The sequence below is a fragment of the Amycolatopsis roodepoortensis genome (genome assembly GCF_024628825.1).
Lineage (GTDB): Bacteria > Actinomycetota > Actinomycetes > Mycobacteriales > Pseudonocardiaceae > Amycolatopsis > Amycolatopsis roodepoortensis.
The window spans coordinates 4,762,593-4,780,138 of sequence record NZ_CP102415.1 but is presented as its reverse complement, the minus strand read 5'-3'; the positions used below and the strand labels follow the sequence as shown (position 1 = coordinate 4,780,138).

General features: G+C 68.5%; 13 protein-coding genes. 7 read left to right on the top strand and 6 right to left on the bottom strand.

What is annotated here, in order from left to right:
- The first annotated feature begins 2 nt into the window (after positions 1–2).
- On the top strand, positions 3–791 hold the full coding sequence (locus NQK81_RS22660) for a type III pantothenate kinase (protein ID WP_257483181.1): 789 nt from the start codon (positions 3–5) through the stop codon (positions 789–791).
- A 116-nt stretch (positions 792–907) separates the two neighbouring features.
- On the opposite strand, the gene NQK81_RS22655 is transcribed toward NQK81_RS22660, so the two are convergent.
- Both NQK81_RS22655 and NQK81_RS22650 read right to left on the bottom strand, forming a co-directional pair.
- Entirely contained in the window at positions 908–1,669 is a 762-nt protein-coding gene (locus NQK81_RS22655; protein WP_257483180.1) for a class I SAM-dependent methyltransferase, read from the bottom strand.
- Entirely contained in the window at positions 1,666–2,439 is a 774-nt protein-coding gene (locus NQK81_RS22650) for a class I SAM-dependent methyltransferase (protein WP_257483179.1), read from the bottom strand. The genes NQK81_RS22655 and NQK81_RS22650 overlap by 4 nt, the downstream gene beginning before the upstream one ends.
- Positions 2,440–2,535: 96 nt before the next feature.
- Here NQK81_RS22650 and lysS point away from each other — a divergent pair, with 96 nt between their 5' ends.
- Together lysS and NQK81_RS22640 are read left to right on the top strand one after the other, a co-directional pair.
- Positions 2,536–4,047, top strand: coding sequence for a lysine--tRNA ligase (gene lysS / locus NQK81_RS22645; protein ID WP_257483178.1), 1,512 nt, complete (start codon positions 2,536–2,538; stop codon positions 4,045–4,047).
- 151 nt (positions 4,048–4,198) lie between these two features.
- Positions 4,199–4,552, top strand: a complete 354-nt coding sequence (locus tag NQK81_RS22640; RefSeq protein ID WP_005165380.1) for a histone-like nucleoid-structuring protein Lsr2 — start codon at positions 4,199–4,201, stop codon at positions 4,550–4,552.
- Between the two features lie 6 nt (positions 4,553–4,558).
- Here the strand turns inward: NQK81_RS22640 and NQK81_RS22635 are convergent, their stop codons facing one another.
- A complete protein-coding gene (locus NQK81_RS22635) occupies positions 4,559–5,398 on the bottom strand; it encodes an AraC family transcriptional regulator (protein WP_126730163.1) in 840 nt (279 codons plus the stop codon).
- Between the two features lie 66 nt (positions 5,399–5,464).
- On the opposite strand from NQK81_RS22635, the gene NQK81_RS22630 reads away from it, so the two are divergent.
- Entirely contained in the window at positions 5,465–6,046 is a 582-nt protein-coding gene (locus NQK81_RS22630) for a TIGR03086 family metal-binding protein (RefSeq protein ID WP_257483177.1), read from the top strand.
- Here NQK81_RS22630 and NQK81_RS22625 read toward each other — a convergent pair.
- Positions 6,043–6,801: an iron-sulfur protein gene (locus NQK81_RS22625; RefSeq protein ID WP_257483176.1), complete on the bottom strand. Its 759-nt coding sequence runs from the start codon at positions 6,799–6,801 to the stop codon at positions 6,043–6,045. The two genes, NQK81_RS22630 and NQK81_RS22625, sit on opposite strands and share 4 nt — an antisense overlap.
- A gap of 406 nt (positions 6,802–7,207) precedes the next feature.
- On the opposite strand from NQK81_RS22625, the gene NQK81_RS22620 reads away from it, so the two are divergent.
- Positions 7,208–9,766 carry an ATP-dependent Clp protease ATP-binding subunit gene (locus NQK81_RS22620; RefSeq protein WP_034310092.1) on the top strand — a complete coding sequence of 853 codons (2,559 nt, stop codon included), beginning with the start codon at positions 7,208–7,210 and terminating at the stop codon, positions 9,764–9,766.
- Between the two features lie 521 nt (positions 9,767–10,287).
- Positions 10,288–12,048, top strand: a complete 1,761-nt coding sequence (locus tag NQK81_RS22615; protein ID WP_257483175.1) for an Hsp70 family protein — start codon at positions 10,288–10,290, stop codon at positions 12,046–12,048.
- Here NQK81_RS22615 and pcp read toward each other — a convergent pair whose 3' ends face one another.
- Positions 12,049–12,684 (bottom strand): pyroglutamyl-peptidase I, encoded by a 636-nt coding sequence (pcp, locus tag NQK81_RS22610; protein WP_257483174.1) that lies wholly within the window; start codon positions 12,682–12,684, stop codon positions 12,049–12,051. It abuts the gene before it with no gap.
- 26 nt (positions 12,685–12,710) lie between these two features.
- Complete coding sequence (locus NQK81_RS22605; protein ID WP_257483173.1) at positions 12,711–14,126, bottom strand: M1 family metallopeptidase; 1,416 nt, start codon at positions 14,124–14,126, stop codon at positions 12,711–12,713.
- Positions 14,127–14,322: 196 nt separating this feature from the next.
- On the opposite strand from NQK81_RS22605, the gene NQK81_RS22600 reads away from it, so the two are divergent.
- Positions 14,323–17,508 carry an AfsR/SARP family transcriptional regulator gene (locus NQK81_RS22600; RefSeq protein WP_257483172.1) on the top strand — a complete coding sequence of 1,062 codons (3,186 nt, stop codon included), beginning with the start codon at positions 14,323–14,325 and terminating at the stop codon, positions 17,506–17,508.
- The last annotated feature ends 38 nt before the right edge of the window (positions 17,509–17,546 follow it).

Below are 17,546 nucleotides of genomic sequence, written 5' to 3'. Positions count from 1 at the left end.
CCTTGCTGCTCACGGTCGACGTCGGCAACACCAATATCGTTCTCGGGCTGTACTCGGGAAACGAGCTGATCGGCGACTGGCGCATGCGCACCGACGCGCGGATGACCGCCGACGAACTCGCGCTGACCATGCGCGGGCTCCTCGGTTCGCACGCGGACTCGATCACCGGGATCAGCGCGTTGTCCACGGTTCCCGCGGTGCTGCGGGAGCTGCGCGTCATGCTTTCGCGGTACTACGCCAAAGTGCCGAAGATCGTCGTCGAGCCGGGGGTGCGCACCGGCGTGCCGCTCCTGGTCGACAACCCCAAGGAGGTGGGCGCGGACAGGCTGGTGAACACCCTCGCCGCGCACCATCTGCACCCGGACACCGCTTGTGTGGTGGTCGATTTCGGGACTTCGACCAATGTGGACGCCATCTCCGCCAAGGGCGAGTTCCTCGGCGGCGCCTTCGCGCCCGGTATCGAGATCTCGGTCGACGCGCTGGCCGCGCGGGCCGCGGCGCTGCGCAAGGTGGAGCTGGTGCCGCCGCGGTCGGTGATCGGGAAGAACACCGTGGAATGCCTGCAATCCGGCATCCTCTACGGTTTCGCCGGCCAGGTCGACGGCCTGGTGAAGCGGATCAAGCGCGAGCTCTCGCCCGGCGGGGCGGAGCCGGTCGCGGTGATCGCGACGGGTGGCCTCGCGCCCCTGGTGCTGGAGGAGTCCGAGACGATCACCGAACACGTCCCGGATCTGACGCTCATGGGCCTCCGGCTGGTCTACGACCGGAACCGCGCCACGTCCCGCGCGTGATCAGAGCCGTAACTCGCGTGATCAGACACGTAACTCGCGTGATCAGAGCCGTAACTCGTGAGTTACGCCTTCAATCACGCGAGTTACGTGTCCAATCACGCGAGTCACGCCTTCCGTCACCGGCGTGAGGCGACCATCAGCACCCGCCGCGTCATCAGATCCTGGTTCCGCAGCGTCTGTTCGAGGCTCGCCCGCAGCTGCGCCGGATCCTGCCCCGATTCCCCGGCCAATTCCTCCACCCGCGCGAGCGAGAGCTCCACGGTCCGCCGTTGCCGCGCCCGCAAGTCCGGCGTCTCCTCGTAGGAGAGGACGTCGAATCCCGCCGCTTCCAGCAGCGGCCGGTGGTCGGCCACCTGGGGCGGCCGGTTCACCGGCTGCCCGTCGAAGTCCCAGGTCGTGACGAGCAGACGCCCGCCGGGCACGAGGATCCGCGCGAACTCCGCGCAGGCACGCCGCTTGTCGGGCGCGAACAGCAGCGCGTCGACGCTCATCACCGCCTCGAACGACGCGTCGTCCAGTCCGGTGTCCTGAAAGTCGCCGACCAGGAACTCGGTCGCTTCGACGTCCATCAGCTCCGCGCGACGCCGCGCCGACGCCAGCGCCGTCTCCGCGATGTCGACTCCGGTGAGCGTCGCGTACGTGCGTGCGGCGACCCACAGCCCGGGACCGCCGCGCCCGCAGCCGATGTCGGCCAGCCGCCCACCCGGCTCCAGACGCGCTTCGGCCGCGATGCGGCGCAGGTCGGTGCGGGTCACGAAGCTGTAGGTGTCCAGCTCGGCGGGGTACTCGTCGCCGTACACCTCGGCCCAGATCCGTGCGGACACCGCCGACGCGGGAGCGCCGAACGTCGCGGTGAACGTCGCCTTCCAGTCGGTCATCGCTTACCCGCCCGGAAGACGGTGGTGGTGATCGGCAGGTCGAATTCCCCCGAGGCGGTTTCCGGATTCCGGTCGAGGAATTCCCGCGCCGTGCGAAGTTTGGCTTCGCGTTCCTCCGCCGGGGCCACCAGCATGTGCGAATGGGTGGCGAGAGTCGCCACCAGGGTCTCCGCGGTCCTCGGCTGTTTGTGACCGAACGTCTTCTTCTCGAACGGCTCGAAGGCCTCGTGTTCCGGCAACGATTCGTAGTCGCTCAGCCAGCGCCTGCTCGCCGAGGTCTTGATCAAGGCGTTCAACTCGGCCAGCCAGCCGGACGACTCGTCGTCGTGATTCCACAGCGCGGCGACGACGCCTCCCGGTTTCAGCACCCTGGCCATCTCCGGATAGGCCCGGTCGAGGTCGAACCAGTGGACGGCCTGGCCGACGACCACGGCGTCCACGGAGCCGTCGGGCAGCGGGATGTCCTCGGCCGTCCCGATGAGCGGGGTCACGGAGGGGAACGCCTTCTTCAGTTCCGCGAGCATCTTCTCGTCCGGCTCCACCGCGGTGACCTCGACACCCAGCGCGAGCAGCCCTTCGCTGACCTTGCCGGTCCCGGCCGCGAGGTCCAGTACCCGTTCCGGCGCGTGCCGGGCACCGGCCAGCCCCCAGGCCAGTGCCTTTTCCGGATAGTTCGGCCGATGCGCGGCATAGGCGGCCGCTGTCGCACCGAACGAGGCGGCGCGGCGGGCGTGCAGTTCGGGTTCGATGCCGGGACCGGATGAGTTCACGCGCTCAAGGTTAATGGACAGAAAACCGGCCGGTCCCGACCCGGAAAAGGTAATCCGGTTGGCGTAGGGAAGCGGCGGGTTCGTACGCTGTGCGCCATGACTGAAATCCCCGCATCCGAGGGCGTGAGCCCCGACGAAGACCTGCCGGAACAGATGCGGGTGCGCCGGGACAAGCGCGACCGGATAATCGCGGAGGGTATCGATCCGTATCCGGTAGAGGTGCCCCGGACGCACTCACTGGCCGAAGTGCGCGAGAAGCATTCCGGTCTTCCCGCCGACACGGCCACCGGCGAGATCGTGGGCGTCACCGGCCGGGTCATGTTCATGCGGAATACCGGCAAACTGTGTTTCGCGAGTCTCCGTGAAGGTGACGGGACCGAGTTGCAGGCGATGCTCAGCCTGGCGAAGGTGGGCGAGGACGCTCTCGCGGCCTGGAAGTCCGATGTCGATCTCGGTGATCACGTATTCGTCTCCGGCGAGGTCATCACCTCCAAGCGCGGTGAGCTTTCCGTGATGGCGGACTCGTGGCGGATCACGTCGAAAGCATTGCGCCCGTTGCCCGTGGTGCACAAAGACCTCGCCGAGGAAACGCGGATCCGGCAGCGTTATGTCGATCTGATCGTGCGTCCCAAGGCGCGGGACGTGGTCCGGACCCGCGCCGGTGTGCTGCGTTCCCTCCGTGACTCGTTTCACGGCCGGGGATTCCTCGAGGTCGAGACCCCGATGCTGCAAACGCTGCACGGCGGCGCGGCGGCAAGGCCATTCGTCACGCATTCGAATGCCTTCGACCTCGACCTCTACTTGAGGATCGCGCCGGAGCTGTACCTCAAGCGTTGTGTGGTCGGCGGTATCGAGAAGGTCTTCGAGATCAACCGGAACTTCCGGAACGAGGGCAGCGACTCGTCACACTCGCCCGAGTTCGCCATGCTCGAGTACTACGAAGCGTATGCGACCTATGACTCCAACGCGGTGATGACGCGGCAGCTCATCCAGGAGGCGGCGCAGAACGTTCTCGGTACTCAGGTGGTCACTCTGGCCGACGGTTCGGAGTACGACCTGTCCGGCGAGTGGACCACACTCGGAATGTACGAGTCGTTGTCCGAGGCGTTGTCGGAAGAGGTCACTCCCGAGACATCGGCGGACAAGCTGCGTTCCTATGCCGAAGCGCGAGAGCTGGAGCTCGACCCCAAGTTAGGCCACGGCAAACTCGTCGAAGAACTTTGGGAACATCTCGTCGGCGATCATCTCCACGAACCTACTTTTGTCCGTGATTTTCCGGTCGAGACATCCCCGCTGACCAGGCAACATCGCAGCAAGCCGGGGGTCGCCGAGAAGTGGGATCTGTACGTGCGCGGATTCGAACTGGCCACCGGATACTCCGAGCTGGTCGATCCCGTGGTGGAGCGTCAGCGGCTGGTGGAACAGGCTCGGCTGGGTGCGCAGGGCGATAGTGAGGCCATGAACCTGGATGAGGATTTCCTCCGTGCGCTGGAGTACGGAATGCCGCCGAGCGGTGGTGTCGGAATGGGGATCGACCGGTTGCTGATGGCGCTGACCGGCCTTGGTATCCGGGAGACCATCCTGTTCCCGCTCGTCCGACCCGAATAACCCGTCCGCGTGACAGATACCTCGATCGTTCTCGTAAACAAGATTTGCGTTATGTCTCGGTAGCGGGTATTAATGTCGCTAGACAAAGTCTTCTGTCCGGGGCATGCCCCGTACCAGATCATTCGTGTAAGCCCCCAGCAGGAGGAAACAGATGGCACAGAAGGTGCTCGTCTCGCTCGTCGACGACCTCGACGGCACCGAGGCGGAAGAGACCGTCGAGTTCGGTTTGGACGGTGTGAGCTACCAGATCGACCTTTCCGCGGAAAACGCGGAAGAGCTTCGTGACGCGCTGGCCCAGTATGTGGAGCACGCCCGTCGCGCGGGTGGCCGTAAGCGCACCGCCATTCGTCCGGTCGCCGGCGTGAAGGCCGCCGCCCGTCCCGCGACCGTGGACCGCGAGCAGAACCAGGCCATTCGTGCCTGGGCCCGCAAGAACGGCTTCCAGGTTTCCGACCGCGGACGTATCCCGTCCGAGGTCGTGGAGGCCTACCACAAGAAGAACTGAGGTCTTTCAGACCTGACGGCCGCCGGGAATCCGTTCCCGGCGGCTTTCTTGTTCTTGTACACGGTTCAAGCGGGCGTACTCGGTGGGCGCCCATCCGGTCACGGAGCGGAAATCCCGGATGAAGTGCGCTTGGTCGCTATAGCCCAGCGCGGTCGCCAGTTCCGCGTAGTCCGGCCGTTCCTCGGCGGCGATCCGTGCCGCCGCCTCGTTCAAGCGGTATACCTGAATCGCCCATTTGGGGGCGGCGCCGACATGTTCGGCGAACAGGCGTTGCAGGCTTCGCTGAGACAGGCCCGTCCGGCTTGACAGCTCGCCGACTCTGGTAATGGCCGGATCGGCCGCGATTGTTTCCACCGCTTCGACGGCCGTCCTGGCCGCGGCGGTCAGCACCGGATCTTTCGCGAGGAGCAGTTCCTCGCAGCGGCGGACCATTTCGAAGTCGTCCGTCGCATTCCGTACCGATTCCGTCACTCCTCCGGCACCGGGGAAGAGATCGGTGAGCGGAACGGAACCGCCGGAGATCATCGAGACCGGACCGGTGAGGAATGCCCGGAAAGCCCCCGGCCGGAATCGCACGCCGATACCGTGGTCCGTGCCCGCGACGGTGTAGCGGAAAGGTCGTTTCCCGGGGCCGAACGCGCCGGCCGCGTCGCGGAAGAACGTGACGTTCACCGCGAGATTGGGCAGGACCACCTGTTCCTGGGATGGGCGGCCGCTCAGGTCCCAGCGCAGCACCCAGTGGTGATCGACGAACGGGCGCAGCTCCGGCGCGGGGCGATGCCGGACGAGGCTGAACTTCGCCTGCCGCGCGTTGACGATCCCCGCCGGGATCCGGTGCCCGCTCACCGGATCAACTTAACCTTGTCGCGTTTCTTCAAGACAGCGCGCCGGGTTCCGTGAACTCATGCCCTCATGTCCGAACACGCTGCCCTGATCGCCCCCGCCGCCGCGGAATTCGCCGGAATCCTGCGCGGGATCGGCGAGTCCGACCTCTCCGCGCGCACCCCGTGCGCCGAATACGACGTCCGCGCGTTGCTGAACCACCTTCTCTACTGGGGCCCCTGGCTCGAAGCCGCCGGACGCAAGGCGCCGCCGCCCGAGGTGTCCTCCGGCGAGGCCGAGGCGGACCTCGTCGGCGGCGGCTGGCTCGCCGACATCGAGAAGCAGACTGCGCGGCTCGTGGACGTCTTCGGGACGCCGGAGGCGTGGCAGGGGCAGACCACCTTCGGCGGCAACCCGATGCCCGCGTCGATGGCGGGATACATGGTGCTGGACGAGTTCGTCTTCCACGGCTGGGACCTCGCCAGGGCGACGGGCTCGAAGTTCTCCGTCCTCCCCGAAGTCGCCGACGCCGTGTACGCCATCGCGCTGGAGATCGGCGATCAGGCGCGCGCGATGAAGGTGTACGGCGAAGAAGTGGCCGTCGCGGACGGCGCGACGACGTTCGAGCGCGCCTTGGGCGCGACGGGGCGTGATCCCGGCTGGACGCCTTAACGAACTCTCGGGCAGCCGCCGCATTCCGATTCCGTGGGAAGCAGATAGTTGAAACAGCAGCCCTCGCGGTTTCTCGTCCACTCGCGGCGTCCGTCGGCTCCCGTGGTCAGCGTCAGCTTCGACGGCGAGGTCAGCGGCGGGAACCGGGCTTCGAGGACCAGGGCGGCGTCCGCGACGCCGGCGCCCTCGGACTCCGGGCTCCCGCCGAGGCGCCCCGCCGACCACAGCGCGTTGTCGAGCGCGTCCGTGGCCGCCGCCCACAACTGCCGTCGCCCTAGCCTCGTCAGCGGCCCGTAGACGTCGATGAACCGGCTCGCGTGGGCGACGTACCTGCCCCGCAGCACCGTTGCCAACGCCCGCTCGTCCGGGACCACGACGGCCCGCGGATGCGCCGAGTCCGGGTCGGTCGGCAGGCAGTGGAAGCCGTCACCGAGGACGGCGACGGAGTCGGGGTGGGGCCGGTCGGCGCCGATCCGGAACGCCAGCGCGGACGGCGCCAGCGACGGGACGCGGCGTGCGTGATGGAGCAGCATCGCGCCGGCCAGCGCCGGGACGTGCAGGTACCAGGACAGGATCCAGCTCGCCGGGGTCCGCTCGGGGATCCCGGCTGCCTCCGGATACGTCTCGGCCAGCCAGCCGGTGAGCCGCTCCCGCCATCGCACGAGCCTGGCAGGCTCGGCGAGCAGGTCGCCGCAGCGGACCCAGCCCGGCTCGTCCGCGGGGACGTCCGCGCGGAGACGGGCGTCCCCGGGCATCCTGGAGAGGGAGGCCCGGAGCCCGTTCGGCGGGGACGCGAGAGCGTAGTGTCGTGACACACCGGCCTCCCGTCATTAGGTACGCCTTACCTTACATACGGTCCGTGACTACTCCGGACGGGTGTCCATCCACTGGGCAGACCCGTGTTCGCGCTCAGCGGACAACGCTCGTCCGGCGGAATCCGAGGGCGCCTTCGCACGTTGGGCTTGACGTAAAGGTGCAGGGCAACCGGAAGATGAAAGAGCGCACGGCCGGAGAACGGCCGGGGCGCGAACGGGCCGCAATCAGCCGTAGTGGTACGCCAGCGCGACCGCATGGCTACTAGAGTGGTCTCACGGTGCTGAATCCATCGCGGTGAAAGCACGATGGAAACGGGCCGCCGTCGCAGCAGTCGAGGGAGTGCACATGTTTGAGAGGTTCACCGACCGCGCGAGGCGGGTGGTCGTCCTGGCCCAAGAAGAGGCCAGGATGCTCAACCACAACTACATCGGCACCGAGCACATCCTCCTGGGTCTGATCCACGAGGGTGAAGGTGTCGCCGCCAAGGCGCTGGAATCGCTGGGCATCGCGCTGGAGGGCGTCCGCCAGCAGGTCGAGGAGATCATCGGCCAGGGGCAGCAGGCCCCGAGCGGGCACATCCCCTTCACCCCGCGGGCCAAGAAGGTGCTTGAGCTGTCCCTGCGCGAAGCGCTGCAGCTCGGCCACAACTACATCGGCACCGAGCACATCCTGCTCGGGCTGATCCGCGAGGGTGAGGGCGTCGCCGCACAGGTGCTCGTCAAGCTCGGCGCGGACCTCAACCGGGTGCGTCAGCAGGTCCTGCAGCTGCTGTCGGGCTACCAGGGTGGCAAGGAGTCGACCGAGACCGGCTCCGGACGCGGTGAAGGCACCCCGTCGTCGTCGCTGGTGCTCGACCAGTTCGGCCGCAACCTGACCGTGCAGGCCCGCGAAGGCAAGCTCGACCCGGTCATCGGCCGGGGCAAAGAGATCGAGCGGGTCATGCAGGTGCTGTCGCGGCGCACCAAGAACAACCCCGTCCTCATCGGCGAGCCCGGCGTCGGCAAGACCGCCGTCGTCGAAGGGCTCGCGCAGAACATCGTCAAGGGCGAGGTGCCCGAGACGCTGAAGGACAAGCAGCTCTACACCCTCGACCTCGGCTCCCTGGTCGCCGGTTCCCGGTACCGCGGTGACTTCGAAGAGCGCCTCAAGAAGGTGCTCAAGGAGATCAAGACCCGCGGCGACATCATCCTGTTCATCGACGAGCTGCACACGCTCGTCGGCGCGGGTGCCGCCGAGGGCGCGATCGACGCCGCGTCGATCCTGAAGCCGATGCTGGCCCGTGGTGAGCTGCAGACGATCGGCGCGACCACGCTCGAGGAGTACCGCAAGTACATCGAGAAGGACGCCGCGCTGGAGCGCCGCTTCCAGCCGATCCAGGTCGGCGAGCCGTCGCTCGAGCACACGATCGAGATCCTGAAGGGTCTGCGTGACCGGTACGAGGCGCACCACCGCGTCTCGATCACCGACGGCGCGCTGGTGCAGGCGGCGACCCTCGCGGACCGCTACATCAACGACCGCTTCCTCCCGGACAAGGCGATCGACCTGATCGACGAGGCCGGCGCCCGGATGCGCATCCGCCGCATGACCGCGCCGCCGGACCTGCGCGAGTTCGACGAGAAGATCGCCGACGTGCGCAGGGACAAGGAGTCCGCGATAGACGCGCAGGACTTCGAGCGCGCCGCCCGCCTCCGCGACGAGGAGAAGACCCTCCTCGGCCAGAAGGGCGAACGGGAGAAGCAGTGGAAGGACGGCGACCTCGACGTCGTCGCCGAGGTCGACGAGGAGCAGATCGCCGAGGTCCTCGCCAACTGGACCGGTATCCCGGTGTTCAAGCTCACCGAGGAGGAGACCACGCGTCTGCTCCGCATGGAGGACGAGCTGCACAAGCGGATCATCGGCCAGGAGGACGCGGTCAAGGCCGTCTCCCAGGCGATCCGCCGCACCCGCGCCGGCCTGAAGGACCCGAAGCGCCCCTCCGGCTCGTTCATCTTCGCCGGCCCGTCCGGTGTCGGTAAGACCGAGCTGTCCAAGGCGCTCGCGGCGTTCCTGTTCGGCGAGGACGACGCGCTCATCCAGATCGACATGGGCGAGTTCCACGACCGCTACACCGCTTCGCGGCTCTTCGGTGCCCCTCCGGGCTACGTCGGCTACGAAGAGGGCGGCCAGCTGACCGAGAAGGTGCGGCGCAAGCCGTTCTCGGTGGTGCTGTTCGACGAGATCGAGAAGGCCCACCAGGAGATTTACAACACGCTCCTGCAGGTCCTCGAAGACGGCCGTCTCACCGACGGCCAGGGTCGTACGGTCGACTTCAAGAACACCGTGCTCATCTTCACCTCGAACCTGGGTACCTCGGACATCTCCAAGTCCGTCTCGCTCGGGTTCTCGTCCGGCGGCGACACCGCCAACCGGTACGAGAAGATGAAGCAAAAGGTCAACGAGGAAATGAAGAAGCATTTCCGGCCCGAGTTCCTGAACCGGATCGACGACATCATCGTCTTCCACCAGCTGACCAAGGACCAGATCATCCAGATGGTCGATCTGATGATCGCCAGGGTCGAGACGCAGCTCAAGGCCAAGGACATGGAGCTCGAGCTCACGCCCAAGGCCAAGTCGCTGCTCGCCAAGCGCGGCTTCGACCCGGTGCTGGGCGCGCGGCCGCTGCGTCGCACGATCCAGCGCGAGATCGAGGACCAGCTGTCGGAGAAGATCCTGTTCGGCGAGGTCCAGCCCGGCCAGATCATCCTGGTCGACGTCGAAGGCTGGAACGACGAAGAGGGCGAGAAGGACGACAAGGCGCACTTCGTCTTCCGTGGCGAAGCCCGGCCCTCGTCGGTCCCGGACGCCCCGCCGGTGAGCATCGGTGCCGGCTCGACCGAAGAGAACGGTGAAACCGAGGGCGAGTAAGTCCCTTTCGGTTCCGGAAGTGCCCGTCGCGGGTTCGCCCGCGGCGGGCACTTCCGCGTCCGCGGCCGTGTCGTCCCTCTGATCACGCGTCGTCCCTTCGATCACGTGTGTCGGCCTCCCCATCACGCGAGTTCGCCTTCCAGTCACGCGAGTTACGTCCCTAATCACGTGAGTCACGCCTTCAAGCACGCGAATTACGTGTCCGATCACGCGAGTTACGCGTTCAAGCACGTGAGTTCGCCTTTTCCCGCACAGGGGCCTGTGTGCGTGATGGTGAACTCGCGTGATCAGACGGACGACACACGTGATCAGACGGACGGCACACGTGATCAGACGGACGGCACACGTGATCAGACGGACGACACACGTGATTGAGCGGACGGCACGCGTGACCAGGCGGGGAACTCGCGTGATTGGGGGCGTAACTCGCGTGATTGGGGGCGTAACTCGCGTGATCGGACGCGGAACTCGGGTGATCGGGCGGCGTGAGACGATGCCCTTCGGGTCCGGGAGGGGGTCAGGTGGACGTTCTGGCGATCGATTTCGGTACCTCCAGCACGGTGGGGGTGCTTTCGATCCACGGCAGGGGGACGCAGGTCGTCGAGATCGACGGGTCGGTGACGATGTCGTCCGCGATCTACGCCGACAAGGACGGCACGGTCTTCGTCGGTCGTGACGCCGAACGCCGGGCCCGGTTGGATCCGAGCCGGTTCGAGGCGAATCCCAAGCGGCGCATCGACGAGGGCGCGCTCCAGCTCGGTGACGTCTCGCTTCCCATCGCCGACGCCTTCGCCGCGGTCCTGCGCCGGGTCGGCGAAGAGGCCGAGCTGATACTCCAGCGTCCGCCCGCCCAGGTGCGCATTTCGCATCCCGCGGGCTGGGGTCCGGATCGCAAGCAGATCCTTCGCGACGCCGCGCTCAAGGCCGGTTTCGGCACGACGGTGCTCATTCCCGAGCCGGTCGCCGCCGCCGCGCATTACGCCTCGCTCAACAACGGTCACCGGCCGCCCGGGCCCATCGCGGTGTACGACCTCGGGGCGGGCACCTTCGACTGCGCGGTGGTCGGTGTCAGCGCGCAGGGGTTCGCCGTGCTGGCCGAGGACGGCCTGCCCGATCTCGGCAGTCTCGACATCGACCAGGCACTCCTGGTGCACATCGGCCGCGAGGTTTCGCATTCCGAACCCGCGCGCTGGCAACGGATCCTGCGCCCGCAGTCGGTCAGCGACCGACGGACGCGCCGGTCGTTGCTGCAGGACGTCCGTGACGCCAAGGAAAGCCTGTCCCGCCATCAGCAGACCGAGATCCCGATGCCGGAGCCGTTCGGCGACGTGCGGGTGACGCGGATGGAGCTCGAGGCGCTCGTCCGGCCGAGTTTCCTGCGCAGCGCCGAGCTTCTGGCCACCACGATCCGCCGTGCCGGGCTGTCCCCGGACCGCCTCGGCGGCGTCTACCTCGTCGGCGGGCCGAGCCGGATGCCGTTGCTGGCGAGCCTCCTGGCGAATCAGCTCAGGATCGCGCCCACGACACAGGATCAGCCGGAGACGGCGGTCGCGTTCGGCCTGCACCACGTGCCGGCCGGTGGCGAAGACTCCCAGCTGACGGTGCCCGCCTTCGCGCCGGTCACCCCGCCGGTCCGGCAGCAGCCGGTGCAACAACAACCGCCGCGCCGTCCGCAGCCGCCGCGCTGGACGCCGCCCCCGCCGGCGCCGGGCCGGAACTGGCAGAAGCCCACGACCTACGGCGTCGTCGCGCTCGCCCTCGCGGCGATCGTGACGACGATCGTCTTGCTCAGCGGCGGCGAAGACGAGCCGGTCGCCGCGCCCGCCCCGGCGAAACCGGTGAGCTGCGATCAGCCCGGGCCGAAAGACGCGCAGGGGTTCACGGACTGTCTCCGCCGGATCGCCGCCGTCATCCCGCAGCGGGACGAGTGCCGGGACGCGCCCGACGCCGCCACCACGGTGGGCGCGGCGTCGGCGGTCACCTGCGTGTTCAAGGACGACAAGGGATCGAACGCGATCAACTACTACCAGGGCGTCGCGATGACCGGCCTGGAGGACGGCGTCCGGCAGCGCATGACCAAGGGTAAACACGTCGAAGGCACCTGGGCGGCCGACGGGCTCCGGGGGCGCTACTTGGCGGGTGTGGGCGCGCGAAGCGGCATCGTGCTCTTCGGGACCGAAGACGCGCCGTTGAGCGCGATGCTCGTCTCGACACGCAGCGACGGCTCCGCACGGACGACCGCGGAGATGGTCGAGTTCTTCACCGCGCAGCTCAAGCCTTGATCAGTGCAGGGTCCCCGCCGGCGTCGAGAGATCCTCGGTCACCGAAAGCGAGGTCTCCACGATGATCTCCAGCGCCTCGGCGGCGCGGTGCACGGCAAGGCTCGGCGCGGTCGTCCGCGCGGCCTGCTCCGGCGTGTACGGCACGTGCACGAAACCGCCGCGCACTCCGGGAAAGTCGTTGTCCAGCAAGTGCATCAGCCCGTAGAAGACCTGGTTGCACACATACGTCCCGGCGGTGTGCGAGACGGACGCCGGAAGCCCCGCGGCCTTGATCCCCGTGACACAAGCCTTCACCGGCAGCGTGGTGAAGTACGCGTTCGGCCCGCCGGGGATCACCGGGACGTCGACGGGCTGTGAGCCCGCGTTGTCCGGGATGCGGGCGTCGATCAGGTTGATCGCGACCCGCTCCGGGGTGACGTCGGGGCGCCCGCCCGCCTGGCCGACGCAGATCACCAGTTCCGGCCGGTATTCGTCGATCGCGTCGCGCAGGGTGACCAGCGAACGCGAGAACACGCACGGCAGTTCGACGGCGACGGTGTCGTGCCGGCGGCGGGTGAGCAGGGAAACCGCCTGCCACGACGGGTTCACCCGCTCACCGCCGAACGGTTCGAAACCGGTGAGGAGCACTGACGTCATGCCCTCACCCTAACGTGTGACGCGCTTCAGGCGGCCGGCTTGAGGTCCCCCGGGTAGAGGAACTCGGGCGCCGGTTTGGTGTTGCCGTAGAACCACGCGTCGAAGAAGCCCTGCAGGTTCTTGTGCGCGACGCGTTCGGCGAACTTCTGGAACTCCGGCAGGCTCGCGTTGCCGTCGCGGTGGATGGCGGGCCACGTCTTCAGGATGCGGTCGAACGGCGCCGCGCCGATGTAGTTCTTCAGCGCGTGCAGCGCCACCGGGCCCTTCGAGTACACGTACGTGAATTCGTTGCCGGGACCCATGTCGTACAGCTTCCCGGCCCAGAAGCGGTCCGTCGCCTTCTGCACGGCGGTCAGGTAGCGCGCCTTGAGGTCCTGCCCGGACTTCGCCTCGGACCAAAGCCATTCCGCGTACGAGGCGAAGCATTCGTTGAGGCAGACGTCCTTCCACTTGTCGACGGCGACCGAGTCGCCCCACCACTGGTGGGCGTTCTCGTGCACGATCGTCGGGACGTTGCCCGCCGCGCCCGAGTAGATCGGCCTGCTCAGCGTCTCCAGCGAGAACCCGATCGGCTCGGCGAGGAAGATGCCGCCCGCCGCGTCCACCGGGTAGCGCCCGAACTTCGACGACAGGAAGTCGATGATCTCCGGCAGCCGCGCCTCGGCCTGCTTGGTCGACGCCGGGGTGCCGGGGGCGTAGGCGTTGACGACCGGGGTGCCGTCGGACAGCTTCGTCCGCTCGAACTCCCATTTGTCGATCGCGACCGTCGTCATGTACGGCACGGCCGGGGTCTCTTCGGCCCAGACGTACGTGGTGTTGTCGCCCGAAGCGAACTTCCCGCGCTCGCGGCCGTTCGAGATGACGCCCCATTCCGAGGGCACGGTGACGGCGAGGTGGAAGGTCGCCTTGTCCCGCGGGGTGTCGTTGACCGGGTACCAGGTGGTCGCGGATTTCGGCTCGCCCGCGACGAACGCGCCCCCGGATTTCGCGTACTGCCAGCCGTTCTCGCCCAGCGCCGGATCCTCGATCGGCTGCGGGACGCCGTGGTAGGCGACCTCGGCGGTGAACCGCTCGTGGTTCCGCAGCGAACGCGCCGGGGTGATCACGAGTTCGTGGTCGCCGGTCCGCGTGAAGGTCGCTTTCCGCCCGTTCACCTTGACCGAGTCGACGGTGAGCCCGCGCAGGTCGAGGTTGAACGAGCTCAGTGCCTGGGTGGTCCGGCCGGTGATCGTCTGGTGGCCGGTGAGCTGCCTGGCGGCGGGCTCGTAGCCGATCTTCAGGTTGTAGGCGGCGACGTCGTAGCCGCCGTTACCGTCCTGCGGGTAGTAGCTGTCGCCCGCGCCGTCGGCGCCGGGTTTCCCGGTGTCGGCGAGGGCGGTCCCGCCGCCGAGGACACTCGCGGCCAGAACGGCGGCGATGACGGCCGTACTCCGGTACCTCATTCACGCTCCCAGTCGATCGGCTGTGACTCGGTCACGAACGTAGCGCCGTGGCCCCGGCCGTCCGCCCGGAAAGATCCTTCGTGCCCGGATAATCCCCACTTCCGTCGCCTGATCGAGGTCTGGAGTCCGAGAGCGCGCTCTGAGAGACACAGCCTGGACGGGGTAAGCGTTTGCGGCTTCTGGAAAGCTGGGGGTCGTGCGTGTGACGCTGCTGGGCCCGGTCGGAGCGGAGGCCGGTGACGGCACCCCGGTCGACATCGGCGGTGTCCGCCTCCGCATGCTCCTGGCCAGGCTCGCGCTGGAGCCCGGCCGCGCCGTCCCCGCCGCGGCCCTCATCGACGGTCTTTGGGGCGCGGAGCCACCCGCGGACGCGGCGAACGCGCTCCAATCCCTGGTCTCGCGGTTGCGCAAGGTGCTGCGTGCCGACGACGTCACCCTGGACTCGGGGCCCGGTGGATACCGCCTGGACATCGCCCGCGAGGACGTCGACGTGTGCCGCTTCGAGCGGCTGGCGGCGGAGGGGCGCGCGGAGCTGGCGGCAGGCCGGGACGCCGGAGCGGCCGCGATTCTCGCCGAAGCGCTCGGCCTTTGGCGTGGTCAGGCGCTGTCCGACGTACTCGATGCCCCTTTCGCGCAGGCACCGGCGACCCGCCTGGAGGACCTGCGCCTCGAAGCCGCCGAAGACCGTTTCGAGGCGGAGATCCGGCTGGGCGGGCACGACCGGGTGCTCGCGGATCTCAAGGAGGCGGCCGCGCGGCACCCGCTGCGTGAACGGCTCGCCGGGCTGTGGATGCGGGCGTTGTGCGCGGCGGACCGGCAGTCCGACGCCCTCGCCGTCTACGAGGAGGTCCGGGCGGCGCTGGCCGACCAGCTCGGCGTCGACCCGTCGGCCGAACTCCGGGAGATCCATCTCGCCGCGCTGCGCGGTGAACTCGGCCCACCGCCCGCGGCCGCCGATCATCTCCCGGTCCGGCTCACCAGTTTCGTCGGCCGGGACGACGAGTTGAAACTGGTCGCCGAGCTTCTCGCGGGTGCGCGGCTGGTGACGCTCGTCGGGCCCGGCGGCGCCGGGAAGACACGGCTGGCCACCGAAGTCGCGACACGGCATCCGGCGCACGCGCGCGGACGCGTCTGGTTCGTGCCGCTCGCCGGCGTCCGCGACCCGGGAGACCTGCCCGGCGCGGTCTTCGCCGCACTGGAGCTGTGGGATCTCGGTCTTTCGCACGGTGGCGATCCGATGCGCCGCCCGGTGGACGCGCTGGCCAGGGTCGTGGAGACGCTCGGCGCCGGTGAATCGGTGCTGGTGCTGGACAACTGCGAGCATCTGGTCGACGCGGCCGCGGAGCTGACGAACACCCTGCTGCGCCGCGTGCCGACCTTGCGGATCCTCGCGACGAGCCGGGAAGCGCTGGCCATCGACGGCGAGACGCTGTGCCCGCTCGGCCCGCTGTCCGTCCCGGAAGGCACGCCGACCGTCTCCCAGGCGGCCGAGGCGGGCGCGATCCGGCTGTTCGTCGACCGAGCGGCCGCCGTGCGCCCGGACTTCGTGCTCGACGAGTCCACTGTGGACGACGTCGCGCAGATCTGCCGCAGGCTGGACGGGATGCCGCTGGCGCTGGAACTCGCCGCCGCGCGGCTGCGGTCGATGACCGTCGCGCAGATCTCGCAGCGGCTCGACGACCGGTTCCGCCTGCTGACCTCGGGCAGCCGGACGGCGTTGCCGAGGCAGCGCACGCTGCGGGCCGTCGTCGAGTGGAGCTGGGACCTGCTCGACGACGCCGAACGTGTGCTCGCCAGGCGGCTGTCGGTCTTCGGGGCCGGCGCCGAGGTGGAAGCGGTCGAAAGCGTCTGTGCCGGCGACGGCCTGCCCGCTGAAGACGTCCTGTACGTCCTCGGCTCGCTCGTCGAGAAGTCCATTGTGGACGCCATCGCCGGAGACCACGGCGAGCCGCGGTACCGCATGCTGGAGACCATCCGGGCCTACGCGGCGGAACGGCTCGACGAGGCGAGCGAGCGGGACCGGCTGACCAAGGCCTACCACCGCTACTACGCCCAGCTCGCCGAGCGGCTGGAACCGATGCTGCGGACGGCGGATCAGCTCGTCGCCATCTCGCGCTACGACGCGGAGCACGGCAACATCGTGACCTCGCTCCGCCAGGCCATCGACGCGGGTGACGTGGAAATGGCGACGCGGCTGTTCGGCGGCACCTTCTGGTACTGGCTGGTCAAAGGTGACAACGACCGGAGCGAGTCCTTCGTCGACGAAGTGCTCACGTTCGGAGACCGCCTGGAGGAGGATTTCGCGGCCGCGTTCCGGGCGATGCGGGCGATCACCGGCATGGTGCCGGGCGTCGGCGATCCCGAGGCCGTCCGGGAGCTCATCGACGACTGTGTGCGGACGAACGCGCACACCCGGTTCGCCGGGCTGGCGATCGGCCTGCCCATGCTGGCCTTCTTCAGCCAGAACAAGGAACTGGCGCACCGTGAGGTCGAGCGGGCGCTGGCGAGCGCGGACCCGTGGGCCAGGTCGGCGGGGTCGTGGGCGCAGAGCTTCCTGCTCGCCGACGACGGGGACCCCGAGGGTGCGGAGAAGGCCAGGGACAAGGCCTACGAAGGGTTCACGGCCGTGGGCGACCGCTGGGGCACCGCGATGGCCGTGGGCATGAAGGCGAGCGACATCTCGATGTCGGGCGATCACGACGCCGCGATCGCGCTGTACCGGCGAGGCCTCGCCCTCGCGCTCGAACTGGGCTCGCAGGACGACGTGATCCAGCAGCGCTGGCGCCTCGCGACGGAGTACGCGCGGGCCGGTGACCTCGAGACGGCGATGCGCGAGATGCGCGACGCGGAGCGCTACGCGATCGACACGGGCAACGACCAGCTCGCGGTGATGGTGCTGGTGGGCAAGGCCGATCTGCTCAGCCGCGCCGGGCGGATCGACGAGGCACGCGCGGTCGGTGTCCGGTTCCGGGAGCGGATGGCGACGGTGCCGATGCCGGGCCTCTTCGGCGACGAATTCGGCGGCTACATCGACACCGAGATCGCGCTGGCCGCCGGGGATCTGGCCGCGGCCGAACGCGGGGCCGCGGTGGTCGTGAAGTCCACCGCGCAACGCGGTGACATGCCCGACCTGGGCCGGATCGTGGAGGTCTGCGGCCTGATCCGATTCCGGCAGGGGAGGCCCGAGACGGCCGTCCGGCTGCTCGGCGCGGCGAAGCTGTTGCGCGGCAGGCTGGACCTCGGGGAACCCGGCATCCGGCAGCTCATCGACGACCTTCGCGAGCATTTCGGCGAAGAGCGTTACGAAGAGCTCCTCGTCCAGGACGCCGGTCTGTCCCGTCCGGACCTGGTCGCCTGGATCTGTCAGGAAGCGAGCGCGTGAAGAAGGGCTCCTCGCCCGGCAGAGGCGAGGAGCCCTTC